Source organism: Acinetobacter sp. NIPH 542 (assembly GCF_000369825.1).
Lineage (GTDB): Bacteria > Pseudomonadota > Gammaproteobacteria > Pseudomonadales > Moraxellaceae > Acinetobacter > Acinetobacter oleivorans.
The window spans coordinates 1-18,821 of record NZ_KB850209.1; the positions used below are offsets into that span (position 1 = coordinate 1).

At 40.5% G+C, this 18,821-nt stretch carries 17 protein-coding genes, 2 tRNA genes, 3 rRNA genes and 1 pseudogene; 11 read left to right on the plus strand and 12 right to left on the minus strand.

Annotation, left to right across the window (positions count from 1 at the left end):
* The first annotated feature begins 174 nt into the window (after nucleotides 1-174).
* The 6 genes and pseudogenes from F886_RS18235 to F886_RS20705 all read left to right on the plus strand — a co-directional run bounded on the left by F886_RS18235 (nucleotide 175) and on the right by F886_RS20705 (nucleotide 6,181).
* Nucleotides 175-1,712, plus strand: a 16S ribosomal RNA gene (locus F886_RS18235).
* 59 nt (nucleotides 1,713-1,771) lie between these two features.
* Nucleotides 1,772-1,848: transfer RNA gene (locus F886_RS18240), tRNA-Ile, on the plus strand.
* Between the two features lie 55 nt (nucleotides 1,849-1,903).
* Nucleotides 1,904-1,979, plus strand: a tRNA-Ala gene (locus F886_RS18245).
* Nucleotides 1,980-2,331: 352 nt separating this feature from the next.
* Nucleotides 2,332-5,224: ribosomal RNA gene (locus tag F886_RS18250) — 23S ribosomal RNA — on the plus strand.
* Between the two features lie 179 nt (nucleotides 5,225-5,403).
* Nucleotides 5,404-5,518, plus strand: a 5S ribosomal RNA gene (gene rrf / locus F886_RS18255).
* The 16S, 23S and 5S rRNA genes sit together here with 2 tRNA genes alongside, the layout of an rRNA operon.
* Nucleotides 5,519-5,650: 132 nt before the next feature.
* Nucleotides 5,651-6,181, plus strand: a pseudogene (locus F886_RS20705) (NMCC_0638 family (lipo)protein).
* A gap of 50 nt (nucleotides 6,182-6,231) precedes the next feature.
* On the opposite strand, the gene F886_RS18265 reads toward F886_RS20705, so the two are convergent.
* The 4 genes from F886_RS18265 to F886_RS18275 all read right to left on the minus strand — a co-directional run bounded on the left by F886_RS18265 (nucleotide 6,232) and on the right by F886_RS18275 (nucleotide 9,588).
* A complete protein-coding gene (locus F886_RS18265; RefSeq protein WP_005309495.1) occupies nucleotides 6,232-7,614 on the minus strand; it encodes a dihydrolipoyl dehydrogenase in 1,383 nt (460 codons plus the stop codon).
* 82 nt (nucleotides 7,615-7,696) lie between these two features.
* Nucleotides 7,697-8,887 carry a hypothetical protein gene (locus tag F886_RS18270; RefSeq protein ID WP_005309499.1) on the minus strand — a complete coding sequence of 397 codons (1,191 nt, stop codon included), beginning with the start codon at nucleotides 8,885-8,887 and terminating at the stop codon, nucleotides 7,697-7,699.
* Between the two features lie 106 nt (nucleotides 8,888-8,993).
* Nucleotides 8,994-9,098: a lipoprotein gene (locus tag F886_RS20710; RefSeq protein WP_371864353.1), complete on the minus strand. Its 105-nt coding sequence runs from the start codon at nucleotides 9,096-9,098 to the stop codon at nucleotides 8,994-8,996.
* A gap of 154 nt (nucleotides 9,099-9,252) precedes the next feature.
* Entirely contained in the window at nucleotides 9,253-9,588 is a 336-nt protein-coding gene (locus tag F886_RS18275; RefSeq protein WP_002116083.1) for a protein tyrosine phosphatase family protein, read from the minus strand.
* Nucleotides 9,589-9,777: 189 nt separating this feature from the next.
* Here F886_RS18275 and F886_RS18280 point away from each other — a divergent pair, with 189 nt between their 5' ends.
* The 3 genes from F886_RS18280 to F886_RS18290 are packed head-to-tail and all read left to right on the plus strand — an operon-like array spanning nucleotide 9,778 to nucleotide 11,530.
* Complete coding sequence (locus tag F886_RS18280; protein WP_005309502.1) at nucleotides 9,778-10,674, plus strand: alpha/beta hydrolase; 897 nt, start codon at nucleotides 9,778-9,780, stop codon at nucleotides 10,672-10,674.
* Nucleotides 10,675-11,112 carry a thioredoxin TrxC gene (trxC, locus tag F886_RS18285; protein WP_003655112.1) on the plus strand — a complete coding sequence of 146 codons (438 nt, stop codon included), beginning with the start codon at nucleotides 10,675-10,677 and terminating at the stop codon, nucleotides 11,110-11,112.
* A 1-nt stretch (nucleotide 11,113) separates the two neighbouring features.
* On the plus strand, nucleotides 11,114-11,530 hold the full coding sequence (locus F886_RS18290) for an acyl-CoA thioesterase (protein WP_004789061.1): 417 nt from the start codon (nucleotides 11,114-11,116) through the stop codon (nucleotides 11,528-11,530).
* A gap of 70 nt (nucleotides 11,531-11,600) precedes the next feature.
* On the opposite strand, the gene F886_RS18295 is transcribed toward F886_RS18290, so the two are convergent.
* The 3 genes from F886_RS18295 to F886_RS18305 all read right to left on the minus strand — a co-directional run bounded on the left by F886_RS18295 (nucleotide 11,601) and on the right by F886_RS18305 (nucleotide 13,201).
* Nucleotides 11,601-12,107, minus strand: coding sequence for a nuclear transport factor 2 family protein (locus F886_RS18295; protein ID WP_005309508.1), 507 nt, complete (start codon nucleotides 12,105-12,107; stop codon nucleotides 11,601-11,603).
* 75 nt (nucleotides 12,108-12,182) lie between these two features.
* A complete protein-coding gene (locus F886_RS18300) occupies nucleotides 12,183-12,677 on the minus strand; it encodes a DUF4442 domain-containing protein (RefSeq protein WP_005309511.1) in 495 nt (164 codons plus the stop codon).
* Between the two features lie 35 nt (nucleotides 12,678-12,712).
* On the minus strand, nucleotides 12,713-13,201 hold the full coding sequence (locus F886_RS18305; RefSeq protein ID WP_004789065.1) for a YajQ family cyclic di-GMP-binding protein: 489 nt from the start codon (nucleotides 13,199-13,201) through the stop codon (nucleotides 12,713-12,715).
* A 91-nt stretch (nucleotides 13,202-13,292) separates the two neighbouring features.
* Here F886_RS18305 and F886_RS18310 point away from each other — a divergent pair, with 91 nt between their 5' ends.
* Nucleotides 13,293-13,607, plus strand: a complete 315-nt coding sequence (locus tag F886_RS18310; protein ID WP_002116171.1) for a rhodanese-like domain-containing protein — start codon at nucleotides 13,293-13,295, stop codon at nucleotides 13,605-13,607.
* A gap of 37 nt (nucleotides 13,608-13,644) precedes the next feature.
* Here F886_RS18310 and mnmC read toward each other — a convergent pair whose 3' ends face one another.
* From mnmC to F886_RS18330, 4 genes are read right to left on the minus strand one after another with little or no spacing between them, the layout of a single operon-like run.
* On the minus strand, nucleotides 13,645-15,519 hold the full coding sequence (gene mnmC, locus F886_RS18315; protein ID WP_005309516.1) for a bifunctional tRNA (5-methylaminomethyl-2-thiouridine)(34)-methyltransferase MnmC2/FAD-dependent 5-carboxymethylaminomethyl-2-thiouridine(34) oxidoreductase MnmC1: 1,875 nt from the start codon (nucleotides 15,517-15,519) through the stop codon (nucleotides 13,645-13,647).
* Between the two features lie 23 nt (nucleotides 15,520-15,542).
* Entirely contained in the window at nucleotides 15,543-16,010 is a 468-nt protein-coding gene (locus F886_RS18320; protein ID WP_005309519.1) for an SH3 domain-containing protein, read from the minus strand.
* Between the two features lie 4 nt (nucleotides 16,011-16,014).
* Nucleotides 16,015-16,317, minus strand: a complete 303-nt coding sequence (locus tag F886_RS18325) for a YciI family protein (protein ID WP_005309522.1) — start codon at nucleotides 16,315-16,317, stop codon at nucleotides 16,015-16,017.
* 34 nt (nucleotides 16,318-16,351) lie between these two features.
* A complete protein-coding gene (locus tag F886_RS18330; RefSeq protein ID WP_005309525.1) occupies nucleotides 16,352-16,966 on the minus strand; it encodes a septation protein IspZ in 615 nt (204 codons plus the stop codon).
* 44 nt (nucleotides 16,967-17,010) lie between these two features.
* On the opposite strand from F886_RS18330, the gene F886_RS18335 reads away from it, so the two are divergent.
* The gene (locus F886_RS18335; protein WP_005309528.1) at nucleotides 17,011-17,862 is read left to right on the plus strand and encodes a PHP domain-containing protein; all 852 of its coding nucleotides are present in this window, start codon (nucleotides 17,011-17,013) and stop codon (nucleotides 17,860-17,862) included.
* A gap of 6 nt (nucleotides 17,863-17,868) precedes the next feature.
* On the opposite strand, the gene F886_RS18340 is transcribed toward F886_RS18335, so the two are convergent.
* Nucleotides 17,869-18,780 carry a bestrophin family protein gene (locus F886_RS18340; RefSeq protein WP_005309531.1) on the minus strand — a complete coding sequence of 304 codons (912 nt, stop codon included), beginning with the start codon at nucleotides 18,778-18,780 and terminating at the stop codon, nucleotides 17,869-17,871.
* Nucleotides 18,781-18,821: the final 41 nt, after the last annotated feature.

Genomic DNA, 18,821 nt, shown 5'->3' on the forward strand with positions numbered 1-18,821 from the left:
ATCATTAAGAGAATTGAAGAACAACTTGTGTGGATTTTTACTGATTGATCGATCGAAATATTATCATTGATTGATTGGTTTAAATTACTCGAAGTTTATTTGAGCGAAATTTAAGTCAGAAAATTGATGAGCCAGAATTGGCACCTTGTCTTTAATAAGGTGCAAAATGATTTTTAACTGAAGAGTTTGATCATGGCTCAGATTGAACGCTGGCGGCAGGCTTAACACATGCAAGTCGAGCGGAGTGATGGTGCTTGCACTATCACTTAGCGGCGGACGGGTGAGTAATGCTTAGGAATCTGCCTATTAGTGGGGGACAACATTTCGAAAGGAATGCTAATACCGCATACGTCCTACGGGAGAAAGCAGGGGATCTTCGGACCTTGCGCTAATAGATGAGCCTAAGTCGGATTAGCTAGTTGGTGGGGTAAAGGCCTACCAAGGCGACGATCTGTAGCGGGTCTGAGAGGATGATCCGCCACACTGGGACTGAGACACGGCCCAGACTCCTACGGGAGGCAGCAGTGGGGAATATTGGACAATGGGCGGAAGCCTGATCCAGCCATGCCGCGTGTGTGAAGAAGGCCTTATGGTTGTAAAGCACTTTAAGCGAGGAGGAGGCTACTTTAGTTAATACCTAGAGATAGTGGACGTTACTCGCAGAATAAGCACCGGCTAACTCTGTGCCAGCAGCCGCGGTAATACAGAGGGTGCAAGCGTTAATCGGATTTACTGGGCGTAAAGCGCGCGTAGGCGGCTAATTAAGTCAAATGTGAAATCCCCGAGCTTAACTTGGGAATTGCATTCGATACTGGTTAGCTAGAGTGTGGGAGAGGATGGTAGAATTCCAGGTGTAGCGGTGAAATGCGTAGAGATCTGGAGGAATACCGATGGCGAAGGCAGCCATCTGGCCTAACACTGACGCTGAGGTGCGAAAGCATGGGGAGCAAACAGGATTAGATACCCTGGTAGTCCATGCCGTAAACGATGTCTACTAGCCGTTGGGGCCTTTGAGGCTTTAGTGGCGCAGCTAACGCGATAAGTAGACCGCCTGGGGAGTACGGTCGCAAGACTAAAACTCAAATGAATTGACGGGGGCCCGCACAAGCGGTGGAGCATGTGGTTTAATTCGATGCAACGCGAAGAACCTTACCTGGCCTTGACATAGTAAGAACTTTCCAGAGATGGATTGGTGCCTTCGGGAACTTACATACAGGTGCTGCATGGCTGTCGTCAGCTCGTGTCGTGAGATGTTGGGTTAAGTCCCGCAACGAGCGCAACCCTTTTCCTTATTTGCCAGCGAGTAATGTCGGGAACTTTAAGGATACTGCCAGTGACAAACTGGAGGAAGGCGGGGACGACGTCAAGTCATCATGGCCCTTACGGCCAGGGCTACACACGTGCTACAATGGTCGGTACAAAGGGTTGCTACCTAGCGATAGGATGCTAATCTCAAAAAGCCGATCGTAGTCCGGATTGGAGTCTGCAACTCGACTCCATGAAGTCGGAATCGCTAGTAATCGCGGATCAGAATGCCGCGGTGAATACGTTCCCGGGCCTTGTACACACCGCCCGTCACACCATGGGAGTTTGTTGCACCAGAAGTAGCTAGCCTAACTGCAAAGAGGGCGGTTACCACGGTGTGGCCGATGACTGGGGTGAAGTCGTAACAAGGTAGCCGTAGGGGAACCTGCGGCTGGATCACCTCCTTAACGAAAGATTGACGATTGGTAAGAATCCACAACAAGTTGTTCTTCATAGATGTATCTGAGGGTCTGTAGCTCAGTTGGTTAGAGCACACGCTTGATAAGCGTGGGGTCACAAGTTCAAGTCTTGTCAGACCCACCATGACTTTGACTGGTTGAAGTTATAGATAAAAGATACATGACTGATGATGTAAGCTGGGGACTTAGCTTAGTTGGTAGAGCGCCTGCTTTGCACGCAGGAGGTCAGGAGTTCGACTCTCCTAGTCTCCACCAGAACTTAAGAGAAGTTCGGATTACAGAAATTAGTAAATAGAGATTTAGATCTTGGTTTATTAACTTCTGTGATTTAAGTATCACGGTATTAAGCATGACCTGACGAAGGCATGTTTATTCATTAACAGATTGGCAAAATTGAGTCTGAAATAAATTGTTCACTCAAGAATTTAGATTAAGCAATTAATCTAGATGAATTGAGAACTAGCAAATTAACTGAATCAAGCGTTTTGGTATATGAATTTAGATTGAAGCTGTACAGTGTTTAAATACACAGGCAACAGATAGTAGCGATGAAGAATCGCACGGACAACACTCACTTGTAAGTGTTGACGACTGTTTGGGGTTGTATAGTCAAGTAATTAAGTGCATGTGGTGGATGCCTTGGCAGTCAGAGGCGATGAAAGACGTAATAGCCTGCGATAAGCTCCGGGGAGGCGGCAAATATCCTTTGATCCGGAGATTTCTGAATGGGGGAACCCACCTACTTTAAGGTAGGTATTGCAACATGAATACATAGTGTTGCAAGGCGAACGAGGGGAAGTGAAACATCTCAGTACCCTTAGGAAAAGAAATCAATTGAGATTCCCTTAGTAGCGGCGAGCGAACGGGGATCAGCCCATTAAGTTATGTGTGTTTTAGTGGAACGCTCTGGGAAGTGCGAACGTAGAGGGTGATATTCCCGTACACGAAAGGGCACACATAATGATGACGAGTAGGGCGAGGCACGTGAAACCTTGTCTGAATATGGGGGGACCATCCTCCAAGGCTAAATACTCCTGACTGACCGATAGTGAACCAGTACCGTGAGGGAAAGGCGAAAAGAACCCCTGTGAGGGGAGTGAAATAGATCCTGAAACCGCATGCATACAAGCAGTGGGAGCCGACTTGTTCGGTGACTGCGTACCTTTTGTATAATGGGTCAGCGACTTATATTCAGTAGCGAGGTTAACCGTATAGGGGAGCCGTAGAGAAATCGAGTCTTAATAGGGCGTTTAGTTGCTGGGTATAGACCCGAAACCAGGCGATCTATCCATGAGCAGGTTGAAGGTTGGGTAACACTAACTGGAGGACCGAACCCACTGTCGTTGAAAAGCCAGGGGATGACTTGTGGATAGGGGTGAAAGGCTAATCAAGCCTGGTGATAGCTGGTTCTCCCCGAAAGCTATTTAGGTAGCGCCTCGGACGAATACCATAGGGGGTAGAGCACTGTTTCGGCTAGGGGGTCATCCCGACTTACCAAACCGATGCAAACTCCGAATACCTATGAGTACTATCCGGGAGACAGACTGCGGGTGCTAACGTCCGTAGTCAAGAGGAAAACAATCCAGACCGCCAGCTAAGGCCCCAAAATCATAGTTAAGTGGGAAACGATGTGGGAAGGCATAGACAGCTAGGAGGTTGGCTTAGAAGCAGCCACCCTTTAAAGAAAGCGTAATAGCTCACTAGTCGAGTCGGCCTGCGCGGAAGATGTAACGGGGCTAAAACTATGTGCCGAAGCTGCGGATTTGACTTTTAGTCAAGTGGTAGGGGAGCGTTCTGTAAGCCGATGAAGGTGTATTGAGAAGTATGCTGGAGGTATCAGAAGTGCGAATGCTGACGTGAGTAACGACAAAACGGGTGAAAAACCCGTTCGCCGAAAGACCAAGGGTTCCAGTCCAACGTTAATCGGGGCTGGGTGAGTCGACCCCTAAGGCGAGGCCGAAAGGCGTAGTCGATGGGAAATTGGTTAATATTCCAATACTTCTGTGTAATGCGATGAGAGGACGGAGAAGGTTAAGTCAGCCTGGCGTTGGTTGTCCAGGTGGAAGGAAGTAGGCATGCATCTTAGGCAAATCCGGGGTGCTCTATGCTGAGATCTGATAGCAAGCTGTACTTGTACAGCGAAGTGGCTGATACCATGCTTCCAGGAAAAGTCTCTAAGCTTCAGTTACACAGGAATCGTACCCGAAACCGACACAGGTGGTCAGGTCGAGTAGACCAAGGCGCTTGAGAGAACTCTGCTGAAGGAACTAGGCAAAATGGTACCGTAACTTCGGGAGAAGGTACGCTGCTGACGGTGATGACCCTTGCGGTCTGAGCTATTGGCAGCCACAGAAACCAGGCCGCTGCAACTGTTTATTAAAAACATAGCACTCTGCAAACACGAAAGTGGACGTATAGGGTGTGATGCCTGCCCGGTGCTGGAAGGTTAATTGATGGGGTTAGCGTAAGCGAAGCTCTTGATCGAAGCCCCAGTAAACGGCGGCCGTAACTATAACGGTCCTAAGGTAGCGAAATTCCTTGTCGGGTAAGTTCCGACCTGCACGAATGGCATAATGATGGCGGCGCTGTCTCCAGCAGAGGCTCAGTGAAATCGAAATCGCTGTGAAGATGCAGTGTACCCGCGGCTAGACGGAAAGACCCCGTGAACCTTTACTGCAGCTTGACATTGAACTTTGACCTTACTTGTGTAGGATAGGTGGGAGGCTTTGAAGTTGGAACGCTAGTTCCAATGGAGCCGTCCTTGAAATACCACCCTGGTAATGTTGAGGTTCTAACTCTGCCCCGTAATCCGGGGCGAGGACCATGTCTGGTGGGTAGTTTGACTGGGGCGGTCTCCTCCTAAAGAGTAACGGAGGAGTACGAAGGTGCGCTCAGCGTGGTCGGAAATCACGCGTAGAGTATAAAGGCAAAAGCGCGCTTAACTGCGAGACCCACAAGTCGAGCAGGTACGAAAGTAGGTCTTAGTGATCCGGTGGTTCTGTATGGAAGGGCCATCGCTCAACGGATAAAAGGTACTCTGGGGATAACAGGCTGATACCGCCCAAGAGTTCATATCGACGGCGGTGTTTGGCACCTCGATGTCGGCTCATCTCATCCTGGGGCTGAAGCAGGTCCCAAGGGTATGGCTGTTCGCCATTTAAAGAGGTACGCGAGCTGGGTTTAGAACGTCGTGAGACAGTTCGGTCCCTATCTACCGTGGGCGCTGGAAATTTGAGAGGATCTGCTCCTAGTACGAGAGGACCAGAGTGGACGAACCTCTGGTGTACCGGTTGTGACGCCAGTCGCATCGCCGGGTAGCTATGTTCGGAAGGGATAACCGCTGAAAGCATCTAAGCGGGAAGCCTACCTCAAGATAAGATTTCCCTAGGACTTTATGTCCTCTAAAGAGCCGTTCGAGACTAGGACGTTGATAGGTTGGATGTGGAAGCATAGTGATATGTGAAGCTGACCAATACTAATTGCTCGTGAGGCTTGACTATACAACACCCAAGCAGTTGTATATAAAGCATCAATCGATTCATTAATATGCAAAGCAACTTGATTTAGTTATATGCTTAGCTAAAATGAACAACTAAAGTAAGATTCAATCAGCCCATCTGTAAAGATTTGGAAAACGCATCGGCACATTAAGACCAATGCAAGTATCCATACCAGTTGTGCTGGCGACCATAGCAAGAGTGAACCACCTGATCCCTTCCCGAACTCAGAAGTGAAACCTCTTAGCGCTGATGGTAGTGTGGGGTTTCCCATGTGAGAGTAAGTCATCGCCAGCTCATTATTCTAACACCCCGGTCTCGAAAGAAACCGGGGTGTTGCTTTATGCATGAATTAAATTAATCTATTAATTTTTGAATGAGTTATGATATAAATCAAATAATTTAAAATGATAAAGAGACTATTAGATAATGAAATTTATCCGATTAAAAATATTTGTCTTTATACTTGCTATAATATTTGGTAGTAAACTTGTCTATGCTAATTAAGCTGTGGAAAGTTTATTCAGCACAAAAGCTTTTTTAAATATTTGTGTTATTTCGAGAGGAAATCCAGAAATAATAAATAATCAAGCAAAAAATATGGGTTTTATTCAAATGCCTAATGAGTATGCTGCACAGTTTTTAAAGAATTATGATGGGCGGGCTTGGATGATAAACTCTTCAGAAGGAAAGTTTGTTATTACTCAACTCAATAATGGTGTATGTTCATTATTTATAAATAAAGGAAATCCAACTGAAATTCAAAAGAATTTAGAAAGTTGGTTACCTCCAAAATCTACTGGTTTAACCTATAAAAAAGAAATGTCTAAAGATAAAAATTTGACTACAACAAATTATATTATTTCTAAAGATGGTAAGGCTTTAGAAACATGGGTATATACTAGTTCATCTGAAAAGAATGCTTCATTAGTTGCGGTTATTTCCCATCAAATGAATTAATGAAAACAGTTTAATGTATAGAAGAGCCAGATTTTATTAAAAAAGCTCTTCTAAATTGATGATTTCAATTGTCTGCGAGCATGTTTTAAAGCAGTGCGAAGACCTTCTTCTAGAGTAGGGTGATAGAAAGGCTTCTCTAGAATATCATTTAAAGTCAATTCTTCACCTATTATCCAGCTTAATAAATGAGCCATATGTTCTGTAGCTTCTGTAAATAACTCAGCACCGAGAAGCTTTTGACTTTCTTTCTCTATATAAACCTCAACCGCACCTCTGTTTTTCCCAAGAACTATAGCTCTTCCTTGCCGTTCATAAGATGCTTCACCTGTAATAAAATCTATACCATTGTCTTTTAGTTGCTTATAACTTTGCCCGACGATCGCCATTTCAGGATGACTGAATACAATTCCTAATGGAGTAAGCGTCTTAACTGAATTAACCTGTGGATAATTCAAACAGTTATAAACAACTTTTTTCCCTTCATGTGCCGCCTCATGTTGCAGTGGTGTTGAGGTATATGCATCACCAACAACAAAAATTGGATATGTATCTAACTGCTTGGTTTTTGCATTTATAGGTAATAATTTAATATCTTTAAAAGAGTTATCAATATTTTCTAGTTTTAGAGTATCAATTAAACTTGTACGACCTGTTGCTGCTAAAACATATTCAACTTTGAGAGTTTTCTCTGTTTCATCAAGTTGGTAAGTTAATAAAGCATTTTCCTCACTGCATTTAACTTCACTTGGTAGAGTTTCGAATAGAATTTTTAACTCTTTGCCTAGCTCTTTTTGTGCAAGTTGTTGAAGCCTAGAACTAGTAAGTACTCCAATTCGTTTACTACGAGCAAAGATTGTAGTTTCTACACCTAAACGATGCATTGCTTGAGCAATCTCAAGGGCAATCACACCACTTCCAATGACAGCGATAGATTTAGGTAGCGTTTTTAACTCAAATATTTGATCTGTTGTTATAAGCCGATTACCAAGTTCTTTCTTCCAGGTTTGATCATAATTAGGAGTTGAACCGACAGCAAGAATAAAACTTTTTGATTGGTAGTGTTGCCCATTAACTTCTATAGTTTGTGAATCAATAAAATGTGCTTTACCAGAAATTTTATGTTCTGCAGGCCATTGTTCTACATCTTTTAATGTTGCTTGTGTAAAACGGTCACGTAAAGTTTGTACGTGCTGCATCACTTGATTTGTATTAATTTTTGCAGATACATCCAAAGCAACTTCTTGAGCATTTTGGATGTCAAACATACGGTTTGCTGTAGAGATGAGAACTTTACTTGGCATGCAGCCTACACGAGCACAAGTAGTATCCCATGGTCCATCATTTATAATTAAAATATTATTGGTATGTTTAACGGCTTCTTTATATGCGCTAATACCAGCAGTACCTGCACCAATGATAATAATATCGAACATTGTCATTAAGCTATTTTAATAGATATTTAGAATATATAGAAAAACCCTCTTGAACAGAGGGTTTGGTTCTAATTATTTAGCTTTAAAATGTAAATTTTTGCATAAAAGGTGTTTTTAAAGTGGTTGAAACAGTCCCATTTTGATTAATAGATTGACCTTCAATGCTAATACCATTAATGACATGCTTAAAGTTTAATGTAGTTCCATTCGGAGATTGTTTAAAAGTGAAAATATTTGGTCCTTCTAAATAAATACTGCCATTAAATTTTTGTGCATTCGTTGTTGGAGATTGATTCTCAACGCGACTTCCTTCAATACCAGTAATACTTGGTAGACTCAATACTTGATTACCACTGAGTTTCACTTGATATGTCGCATTGTTCGTATTGCCTGGAGTAGAGTTCACAATAAATGAAATTGGTTCTGCAAAAGGAACATTTGGGTTATCATTAATAAGTACGTTGAAACCAGAACCACTCTGAACTACGTAGAGATCACCATCAGTTGATGTATTATCTTTATATACACTCATTGCACCAGTAGTAACTTCTTTTTCAGTCGGTTGAGCTGTGTCTGGATCTTGAACAATAGTCGATGTAGTGATTTTATAATCACTTGTTGTTGAATTAATTAATACGAATCTTTTTTGCTTAGTTTGTTCAAGTCCCCATGACTGTTGGAATGGATACGCAAAGGCTCCAGTAATTGTTACATCTTGGAAGTTCTTATCATTATTTTCATTTTGAAAAATATAAATTCTGGTATTTGATTGATAATCCTCTAAATTCGGAGAGGTATTGTCATTCGCTAGTTTAATATTTTTTAAATCATCTGCCGTAATATCAAAGTCCCAATCACTATATCCAGTGAGTAAACTTTTAATTTCTTCACCTTTAAATACATAGCAGGCGCGGTAGTCTGTAGTACTTTTAATAAAGCATTTATCACGATAATGGTCGGAGTACTTGGTAAGATCTACTTTGCGAATATCTAAGGTTAACTTGAGTGGACCTTGAGCGAAGGTGTCTAGTGCGTGATCAATGTAACCTTTTGATAGTTTTTCATCGTTAAGATCATAGGCGCCAAACAAATATTTTCCTTCTTGCTTTACACTATTTAAAACAGAAGTAGCCAACTCTTGATCTGTTGATGGTGTGGTTGGTGTTGTTGTAGAGCCAGAACTTGAATTTTGGTTATAGTAGCCATCACCGCCACCACAAGCTGTCAAAAAAGCAGCCAAAGTAATCCCACATACCCCATGAGTAAGTTTCATCATTATCCCCAATTAAAATGATAAGTTATTTAAAATAATTTTTTAGATTTATAAAATAACATATATTTCATGAGGTTGCTCATTATATTTATAGGCAATTAGCTAATTAAATTCTTGTACCCATAGTTACTCCAACCGTAGGTTTTACTTGCATTGAGGAGCATGCTGTAAGAATTAAACAGCTTAAAAGAGCGAATATAAATTTATTCATAAAAATTAATAAATGATTCAAAAAAGATTTAAATACTTTAGATCAATATTATTTTTAGTTCTGTTGAATTCGTGCAGAGATATGCAAAATAAGTTATCAAAAAACCCTACTTTAAGGAAGAAATAGGGTTTTATGGAATATTAATTTCTTAAAATTAGTCGTCTAATAAATCCATTTGTTTTGCTAATTGATATAGATTATTTGAGCGGTTTCCTGTGCGGCAAAACATAAGTACAGGTTTTGGCAACTCGTTGTAATGATTAGCAAAAGTACGTACATCGAGTTCTGTAATTTGTCCAGCTACAACAGGTTGATAAACATAGTCTAGACCTACTTGGCGTGCTGCTTCTTCAATTTGAGCACTTGTAGGCTGTTCTGGGCCGCCTTCCATATCTGGTCGATTATTAATAATCGATTTAAATCCTTTTTCTACAACTTGGCCAACATGTTCTGGACCAATTTGACCTGCGAAACCAACATTATCTGACATTTCGTCACTCCAAAATTTAACAAAACCTCTTATGCTGTATCATAGCATTAAGCTTAACCTGAGATACAAGACACTCTTGTGTTGTTCTGACTGAGAAAGTTATGTCTTATAGCTAAGTTATAAATTTTAAAAACGATCATCGCGCTATTTTAAAATTGGTTATTCATATTCTATTTCAACGGAGCACATATGCACGCTTATACGGTTGAGCCTTTATATGTTCCATGTGGTCAGGAAACGATCGCAGCTGATTTTTATATTCCTAAAACAAATAAGAAATCTGCCGTAATTATTATGGCCCATGGTTTTGCTGCGTTGCGTCAATTTAAACTCATTCAATACGCTCAGCGGTTCGCTCAAGCAGGTTATGCTGTTATTTTGTTTGATTATCGATATTGGGGTGGGAGCACTGGCAAGCCTAGAGAAATGGTCTCAATCAATTCACAATTAGAAGATTGGAAGACCGTTATTCAATATGCTTCGACCTGTAAGCTTGTAGATAACCGAAGGATTGTGTTGTGGGGAACTTCTTTAAGTGGAGGATATGCGCTAAGTCTAGCTTCTGAATTAAAGAATATTCAGGCAATTTTAGTGCAAATTCCGTATGTAGATGGCGCTGAAACTGCCAAGCTCTATCCTTTGCAACGTTATCCTCAAGCATTGAAGTTATCGAGTCAGGATTATATGGGATCAAAAATGGGACTTAATCCAAAGAGGTTGCCTGTGGTTGATCAACATAATTTATGCTTTATGCCTACAGCAGATAGTTATTATGGCTATCTATCGATTGTAAATCCTGACTATTATTGGAGTGGGGAAGTCCCAGCTCGCGTCTTTTTTAATTTGATGCGATACCGTCCAATTCAGGTTGTACGTCAGATTAATATTCCGGTTTTATTTATTGCAGCTCAAAAAGATTCACTTATTCCTATTGAGTCCAGTCGCGAAGCTGCGACAAATATTGCACCTTTTGTGAGTTATCATGAGTGGGATATGAAACATTTTGATATCTATCACGGTTCATGGTTTGAAAAAGCAGTGATAACCCAATTAGAATTTTTACATCAGCATATAGGAGTGATGTAAATGATTATTGTATGTGCATCGTGTGGTGCTAAAAACCGAGTTCCGGAAGAAAAACTTCCTGAGCAACCAAGCTGTGGGCAATGTCATCAGCCATTACTACCGCTTGCACCTATTGAATTAAATGAGCAAAATTTTAGTAACTACATCACGAATAGTGATTTACCTATTCTCATAGACTTATGGGCAGAATGGTGCGGACCCTGTAAAATGATGGCTCCACATTTTGCGCAGGTCGCAAAACAGAATCCAGGCGTTATTTTTGCCAAGATTGATACCGAAGAATCTCCTCGCTTGAGCCAAGCTTTTCATGTGAGAAGTATTCCGACACTTGTCTTAATGAATAAAACGACAGAGGTCGCGCGTATTAGCGGTGCATTACGTGCGCCTGAATTGCAGCAGTGGCTCGATCAACAACTTCAAACGAATTTCGGGAGCTAAGGTGTCAGAAGCTTATACCAAACCAGAAGGAATTTTATCCTTACAAACGATTGCCATGCCAGCAGATACAAACTGGAGTGGTGATGTGTTTGGTGGATGGATTGTGTCACAAATGGACTTGGCTGGAGCAATTCACGCAGAACGTTTCAGTCGTGGCCGTTGTGCTACGATTTCCATTAATCAAATGACCTTTTTGGTTCCGGTAAAGGTTGGCTTTGTCATTAGCTGCTATACCAAAATCTTAAAAGTTGGAAATACTTCTATTCAGATGCAAATTGAAGTTTGGGATAGTCATGATGACTCTCGTGAGCCAATACGTATTACTGAAGGAGTCTTTACCTTTGTAGCAGTGGATGTAAAAGGTAATAAGCGTCAAATACCTGAAGAAGCAAGACAAAAGTTTTTAGATACTCAATAAAACGTATAAAGCCTGAATATCAGTATTCAGGCTTTAATTCTTAATTTAGATAAAGAAATCATTTTTAGAATTAAAACATCGTATTGGTATTTTTGCTTTGCTCAGGAATATTTTGTATTACATCCCAATGCTCTACGATTTTTCCATTTTCGACACGAAATATATCAATAATCGCTCTTCCTCGATCTTTTTCATTTTCAGTCGAATGGACATGTAAAACGACAAGATTACCTTCAACAATCGCACGTTTAATCTCATTTTTAGCTTGTGGATTCTTTTGAAATTTTTCAGTGAAGAAATTAACGAAAGGTGCTTTCCCATCTGGCACATTAGGATTGTGCTGAATGTATTGCTGACCAATATAACGGTCTGCATATTCTTTGACTTTATGTTTTAAAAAGACGCCTTCATAAAAGTCGATGACTATTCTTTTGTTTTGAGCGCTTACTTTATCTATCGCTTCGGATTTGGTCGAAGTTAATTTACTGGTTTTAACGTGAGATTCAGTCGCATGAGTCGTTATTGTTGTAAATATTAAACTGGTAAATAAAGAGGAAAGAATCAGTATTTTTTTCATTTTTAACCTCAAGATACAAAAATAATTTTTATATCTTGAGGCAAATAAAAATCTAAAAGTACTTTAGATTAGTTATTATTTCTTACGTTTAGGTAACCATGCCCACAGCATTTGGCACTGGATTGGTTCATTGCCTGCATCATCAATGACTGTAACCGGAATCACAAGTTCACCTTTCTCATTAGCTGCAATAAACTTTTGCTGTTCAGCAGACAATGTTGCTGTAGCAGTCAAACCGCCTTCAACCACTTTTAAATAATCTACATGCAATGATTTGATTAATAAAATGCGGTTATCAGGAATATGTAAACCCGTTAGAAAACCTGTTGCAGTTTCTGCTAAAAGAGCCATCGCCGCAGCATGGACTCCTTTAATATGATTTTGCATGTTTTTCTGGTTTTCTAAACGGACAGTAACGTGGTTTGAGTCTACTTCCTGATAGCGGATATTTGCTGTACCCACCATTGGCACGATACGACCAAACGCCTTGCTCCAAAGCGTGCTCCGAATACCTTTAGGGAATTTTGAAGTCGCTTTTACCAGTTTTGATAGACGATTGGATTGAGACATGGAATTACCTTAGCTTTGAATGTCACGAAAAGAGATTAATCTTTAAAGTTATTAAACTGTAATGGCACACCAAATTGCTGTTCACGTAAAAAATTCATGACTTGTTGTAAAGTGTCACGCTTTTTATCTGTTACACGAATTTTGTCGCCTTGGATAGAAGATTGCACTTTAACGCCACTTTCTTTAATGGCTTTATTAATTTTTTTTGCAGTATCTGAGTCAAGACCGTCTTTAAGTTTAATAACTTGTACAAAATTTTTGCCTGAAGCAGCGGCTTTTTGTGGATCAAGTGCTTGAACATCAATTTTACGTTTATAAAAGTGGTTTTCTAACATGTTGTAAACTTGTTCACACTGAAAATCGCTTTCTGTACTGATTTTAATTTCTTTATTTTTTTCGTTTATTTCGACTGAAACATCATGACCACGGAAGTCAAAGCGTGTTGCAATCTCTTTTTGTGTGTTTTGTACAGCATGATTAACCTCAAATAACTCTAATTCAGAGACAATATCGAAAGAAGGCATAGTTTAGACCTTTACAAAGTGAAAGAATATTTGAGATGCTAAGAGGGTTTTCTTCATTTGCCAAGTGTTGTTTACATCAAAGGAGTGCACAATGATCCGTAAACAAGAAATTACAACATTTGAATTCCCAGAAAATGCTGTTATCTGGGATGTCCGTGATACTAATGCTTATGCAGAAGGGCATGTTAAAGGTGCGGTGAATCGCCCGATTAATGATTTGAATGCTGATATTTTGAACCAGGTCTCTGCGGGTCAGCCGATTTATATTTTATGTGGTGGTGGTAGCAAAGCTCCTCGTGCAGCTGAGAAACTAGAAGGATTGGATGCCTCGCGTGAATATGTCGTGCTGATGGGGGGTACACGAGCAGCTCGTGATGCTGGCTTGCCTCTAGAGCAGGGCGCATAAAAAAAAGCACCCTAGGGTGCTTTTTTATTGAAGAAGACTACTGCGGTTTGAAATATGGCTTTTTAGGTTTTACTTTTTTTTGAAATCTTTGCGGATTCAGTTTTTGTAATAAGCTGTCCGGTACTGGGCAAGCTTCTCCTAACATCAGGGCAACTAAGATCTCGCTGCATAGCGGAGCAAATAGAAAGCCCTTAGAACCAAGACCCGCAAAAGTAGAAATTCGACTATTCTCAAGCATTTTTCCAACCAGAGGAAAATAATCTAAGCTTTGTGCACGGATAGATGCACGGCCTTGCCATGTCGAAGTTGATGGTAACTTTTCTGCATATGCAGGGAATACGCTGTGGATTAATTCAAAGTTATGCACATGGTCTTCAGGAAGCATATCTTGATCTTCACGATTTGGGTAAAAAGACGCACCTAAAATCATCTGTGAAGCATCAAGTTGCATGCAATACCCACCATAGCTATAAGCTTCATTTAAAGGTAGGGGAGCAAAAGAATTATTAACCCAACTCACTTGTCCGCGTATTGGTTTTAATTGTGGATAGCTTTCAAATAAGGCAGCACTTCCCCGAGCACAGCACACAACAACGTGGTCTGCTTCAGCAATAATCTCATTATCAGCCTGCAATTGAACTTTATTTTCAAAAGGAACTAGTGCTGTGACATGGGCAATTTTTAGAGCAATTAAAGGGTGTTGTAAAATTTCATCACGTAGTTGATGTGGTGAAACAGAACCCGCTTCGGTCAGTGAAATACTAGAATATGCAGTTTTAAGTGAGTTTGTTGAATGGGTAACAACATCAGCTGGATATTGATTTACAAGATCGAGAAGTTCCTCTGCATTTTTCAATGCGATTTGTTGTATTTGAAGTGGGCGGAATGCTTGAAAATTTTTATAAAAATTTAAGGCATGTTGCCAACTTAAAGTCATGAGATGTTCATGGCTTTGTTCAATCGGACATAGTTTAGGATTAAGCAATGCCAAAGGGTTTCCAGAAGCGCCAGATAATGCTTCTGTTTGCTCATATAAGGTCACTTGATGCCCGCGTGCTGCAAATGCCCGCGCCGTAGTTAAACCTGCTATGCCGGCCCCAATTATCGCAATATGCTGCTGTTCTTTACCCAATGACTGAACTTGGTCTAATTGTGAGGATTCATCATCAGATTGAGGTGGATTCCAGATTGCTTTGAGCATTTCCCGTTTATGCCGAAAACCACGTGGACGAGAAATACTAATACCGTGCGCCTTTAGCCCACGTTTTAAAACACCCGCGACACTAAAAGAGGAAAAAGTGCTGCCATAGTCAGAAAGACGAACAATATGGTTTAAAACATTTTGTTCCCATAGCTCTGGATTGCAAGAGGGCGCAAAGCCATCTAAAAACCAAGCATTTACTGCTTTAGTTTTCGCTATGCTTGGGAAAATGTCTTGTGCATCTCCTAGCCATAAGTCGATGCTAAAACGCTCGTTTGGAAAAGTTAAGCGATGACATCCAGCAATAGGGAGCGGATATTGTTCAATTAACTGCTCTGCAAGTGGTTTAAGCTCATCCCAGACATTTAAAGCACGAATAAGGTCAGCTTTACTTAAGGGAAATTTTTCAACACTAATTGCATGTAAATGACTTTGATTGTCTGGACGAAATTGTTGCCAAAGTTGCCAGAGTGCAAGAATGTTTAAACCTGTACCAAAACCAGTTTCTCCTACACTGAAATATTCAAAATCTTTTAGATTGGCTAAGCGTTCTGATAAGTCATTACCATTTAGAAAAACATGTCGTGTTTCAAGTAAGCCATTATCTTTAGAGAAATAGACATCACCAAATTGTTTGGAAATGGGAACCTCGATACCATCGATGAGTTCCCAATCCAATTCTGCTGTTTGGATACGGTTTGATACGTTCATTTGGTTTAATAGATTGCTTCGATTTACCACTGGCGTCGACGTTTTGTATGGATATAACTAGCAATAAAAAATCCTAGTAATACGCCACCTGCTAAGGTAACCGCACCATATAAAAACATTTGCGCACTACGCTCGCTTTGTAAAACTTGAACTTGAACAGAGAGGCTGTCGTTTTTTAACTGTAGCTCTTGGTTCTGAGCGAGTGCTTCAAGATTGGCATGTTCTAACTGTTTTAAGCGAGATGCCTGATCTTGAACTAAAGCTTTGATTTTCGCATCTTGCTGTTGTTTATTCTTTACGAGTTGTTCAGCTGTAAGTGGCTGAGCAGTAGTAGGTGTTTTTACACCAGTTGGTGCTGTAGGAGCGGGTTTAGCTGCCTGAGTTGAAGGCGCGCTTGGAGGAGATGTTGCTGGTGTTGCAGCAGGTTCAACTGCTCCAGCAGTTGAACATATCAAACACAAGCCAAGAAAGCTTTTGATTGCAGGCTGCATGCGATTACCCTTTTGGAAATGCTTTATTGAACGGTTTTACATCAATATGGGCATAAATGCCTTCTTTGAGAAATGGTTCTTCTTTTAACCATTCATCTAATGCTTCGCGACTGTCGAATTCAACAATCATGGTGCTACCATAGAAGCCTGCTTGTGGATCATTAGGATCTTTTGGCATAGCACCCGCTGTAACAAGGCGGCCTTCGTCATCGAGTTTTTGTAGACGTTCGATATGCTGAGGGCGTACTGCTAAGCGTTTCTCTAAAGTTCCTTCGTTATCGGTACAGCTTAGAACAAAAAAAGGCATGTAATCGTATCTCTATAATCAATCAGGAACCACTTTAAGCGTCTGGTGACTTAAAATGCTTACGTAAAATAATGAACTGAATAATGATAAATGAAAACATCACAATCATGTCACCAAATGCAGTAAATTCGCCCCAATATTTTCCGCCGTGAAATAAAAATGCGAAGAACACATGCAAACAAGACATCACTACAAACATGACTGCCCAGGCGAAGTTTAGATTTTTCCAACCTTTTTCACTTAACTCTAAAATAGGATCAAATAAACGTCGTATGAGTGGCTTACGGTCTTTACCAAACCAAGGTGAAACCAAGAATGCGCCTGCAAAAACCAAATTTAAAATTGCAGCTTTCAGACGAATATAGAAATCATCACTTAGCATGAGCGTGATGCCACCAAAAATCACAGTCATAAACAATACAAACCATTGTTGTTTATCTAGACGGAATTTTTGGAAAACAAATAAGGCACCATATACCACGAGCATTGAAATAATTAGACCAGTAGTTGCTACAAGAATATTATTATTATCTGCACCGCCAGCAGACCCGATCAGTTTAAGTAAAGGATGCTGTGCGTTAGCTGGATCAACTGTTTTATATAAATAGAAGAAAATAATTAATGGAACAAAGTCCAGAAGTGCTTTCATGTTAGAGTATCTGATCAGGTTTGGTGAATGGCATAGTATAAAAGATGCAAGGCATAGATTTACATACACATAGCAATATTTCTGATGGAACTTTGTCTCCGGAATTACTGGTGCAAGCTGCTATTGATGTGAATTTGCATACTTTGGCTTTAACTGATCACGATACAATGGACGGATTGCAGCGAGCTAGAATTGCTGCGCAAGGTCATGATTTAAAAATCATTTCTGGTACAGAAATTTCGAGTCAGTGGTCACGCCCAACAACCAAAAAGAGTTATGGCGTACATATTGTTGCTTTAAACATGCAAGATGAAGCACCAATTTTAGAAGCATTAGAACAACAAAAAAGAGTACGAGCGCAAAGAGCTAAAGTCATTTGTGATTTACTAGAAAAATGTATTGGTTTTCAGATCTATGAAGATGTTCTTGTCAAGGTGGAAAATCAGGCTGATCGAGTGACAAGAACTCACATTGCTAAAACACTGGTCGAGAAGAATGTAGTAACCCGTCCTCAACAAGCATTTGATCGTTTCTTAAAAGAGGGAAGACGAGCCTTTGTTAAGTTTGAAGGGTTAGGATTAAAAGAAACAATTGATGTGATTCATGAAAGTAAAGGGCTGGCGGTTTTAGCACATCCAACTCGTTATGATTTATCTGCAACTAATATTCGATATTTAATTGAATTGTTTGCAACTTCAGGTGGCGATGCAATTGAGCTACCTCCACCTATGGAAACGTTATCTACTCGCCAAATGGTTGATCGGATGATTGAGCAATATCAATTAGCTGTATCGATTGGCAGTGACTTTCATGGTGAAAATATGCCATGGATTAAATTGGGAAATACACCTAAACCAACGGCTAATCAGCAAGGTGTTTGGGAGCGTTTTCTCTAATAGCGCTTAGAGCAAGTTATTATCTTGAGCTTGAATTGGAGGTGGTGTCGGTTTGCCTAGCGTTCCTAAAAGTTCAATTTCGATACTACGCACCATGGCGTCTAAAGGTAAATCATTGCTTTGAGTACCAAAAGGCTCTTCAATTTCCGAGCTTAGTGCATCAAGCCCTAAGAATGTATATGCCAAAATTCCAACCAGTAAAGGTGTTGCCAAACCAAGCAATGAACCAAGACTAAACGGCAACATAAAACAGAAAAAATAGACAGTGCGATTGAGCAAAACTGAATAGGCAAATGGAATAGGTGTATTGGCAATTCGGTCACAGCCAGTTTGCACAACACTTAAATCTGAAACATTTTTATTCATCTGTGCATAGATGATGTCAGAGATTTCACCTTCTTTAAGTGCTTGTAATAATTCCCAGTGAATAAGGCTCAGCGTGTACTGAGGGGCATTATTTTGCTGATAGAGTTGGGTGAGTGCTTGCTGGCTCATACCACTGGTTTGTATTAACTCAGTTGGGTTCGCAGTCTGACGACGTAAACGATCACGTAACACATTAGCAAAAACAATCACATGTTGAATGACACGTTCACGGCGAGCCTGAGTCAAAATTCGGCAGTCACGGTCAAAATGGCGAGAAGTTGCAATTAAAACACCCCATAATTTTCGGGCTTCCCACCAACGGTCATAACATGCAGTATTTTTAAATCCTAAAAAAATAGAAAGCACGACACCAATCAGAGTAAAGCCAACCAAGGGAATCTCTGGAAAGCGATAAAGGTTGATATATTCCACGCCACCAATGATTGCTGAGATCAACATAACAAACCCTAAGGAGGGGAGAATTTTGGGTAAAATCGTCCCTCGCCAAGAGAATAAAACTTTGAAAATACTAGGTTGATCACGAACAATCATTTTATTTTAAGCATCACTATTTTTGTTTTGATCTTCTAGGC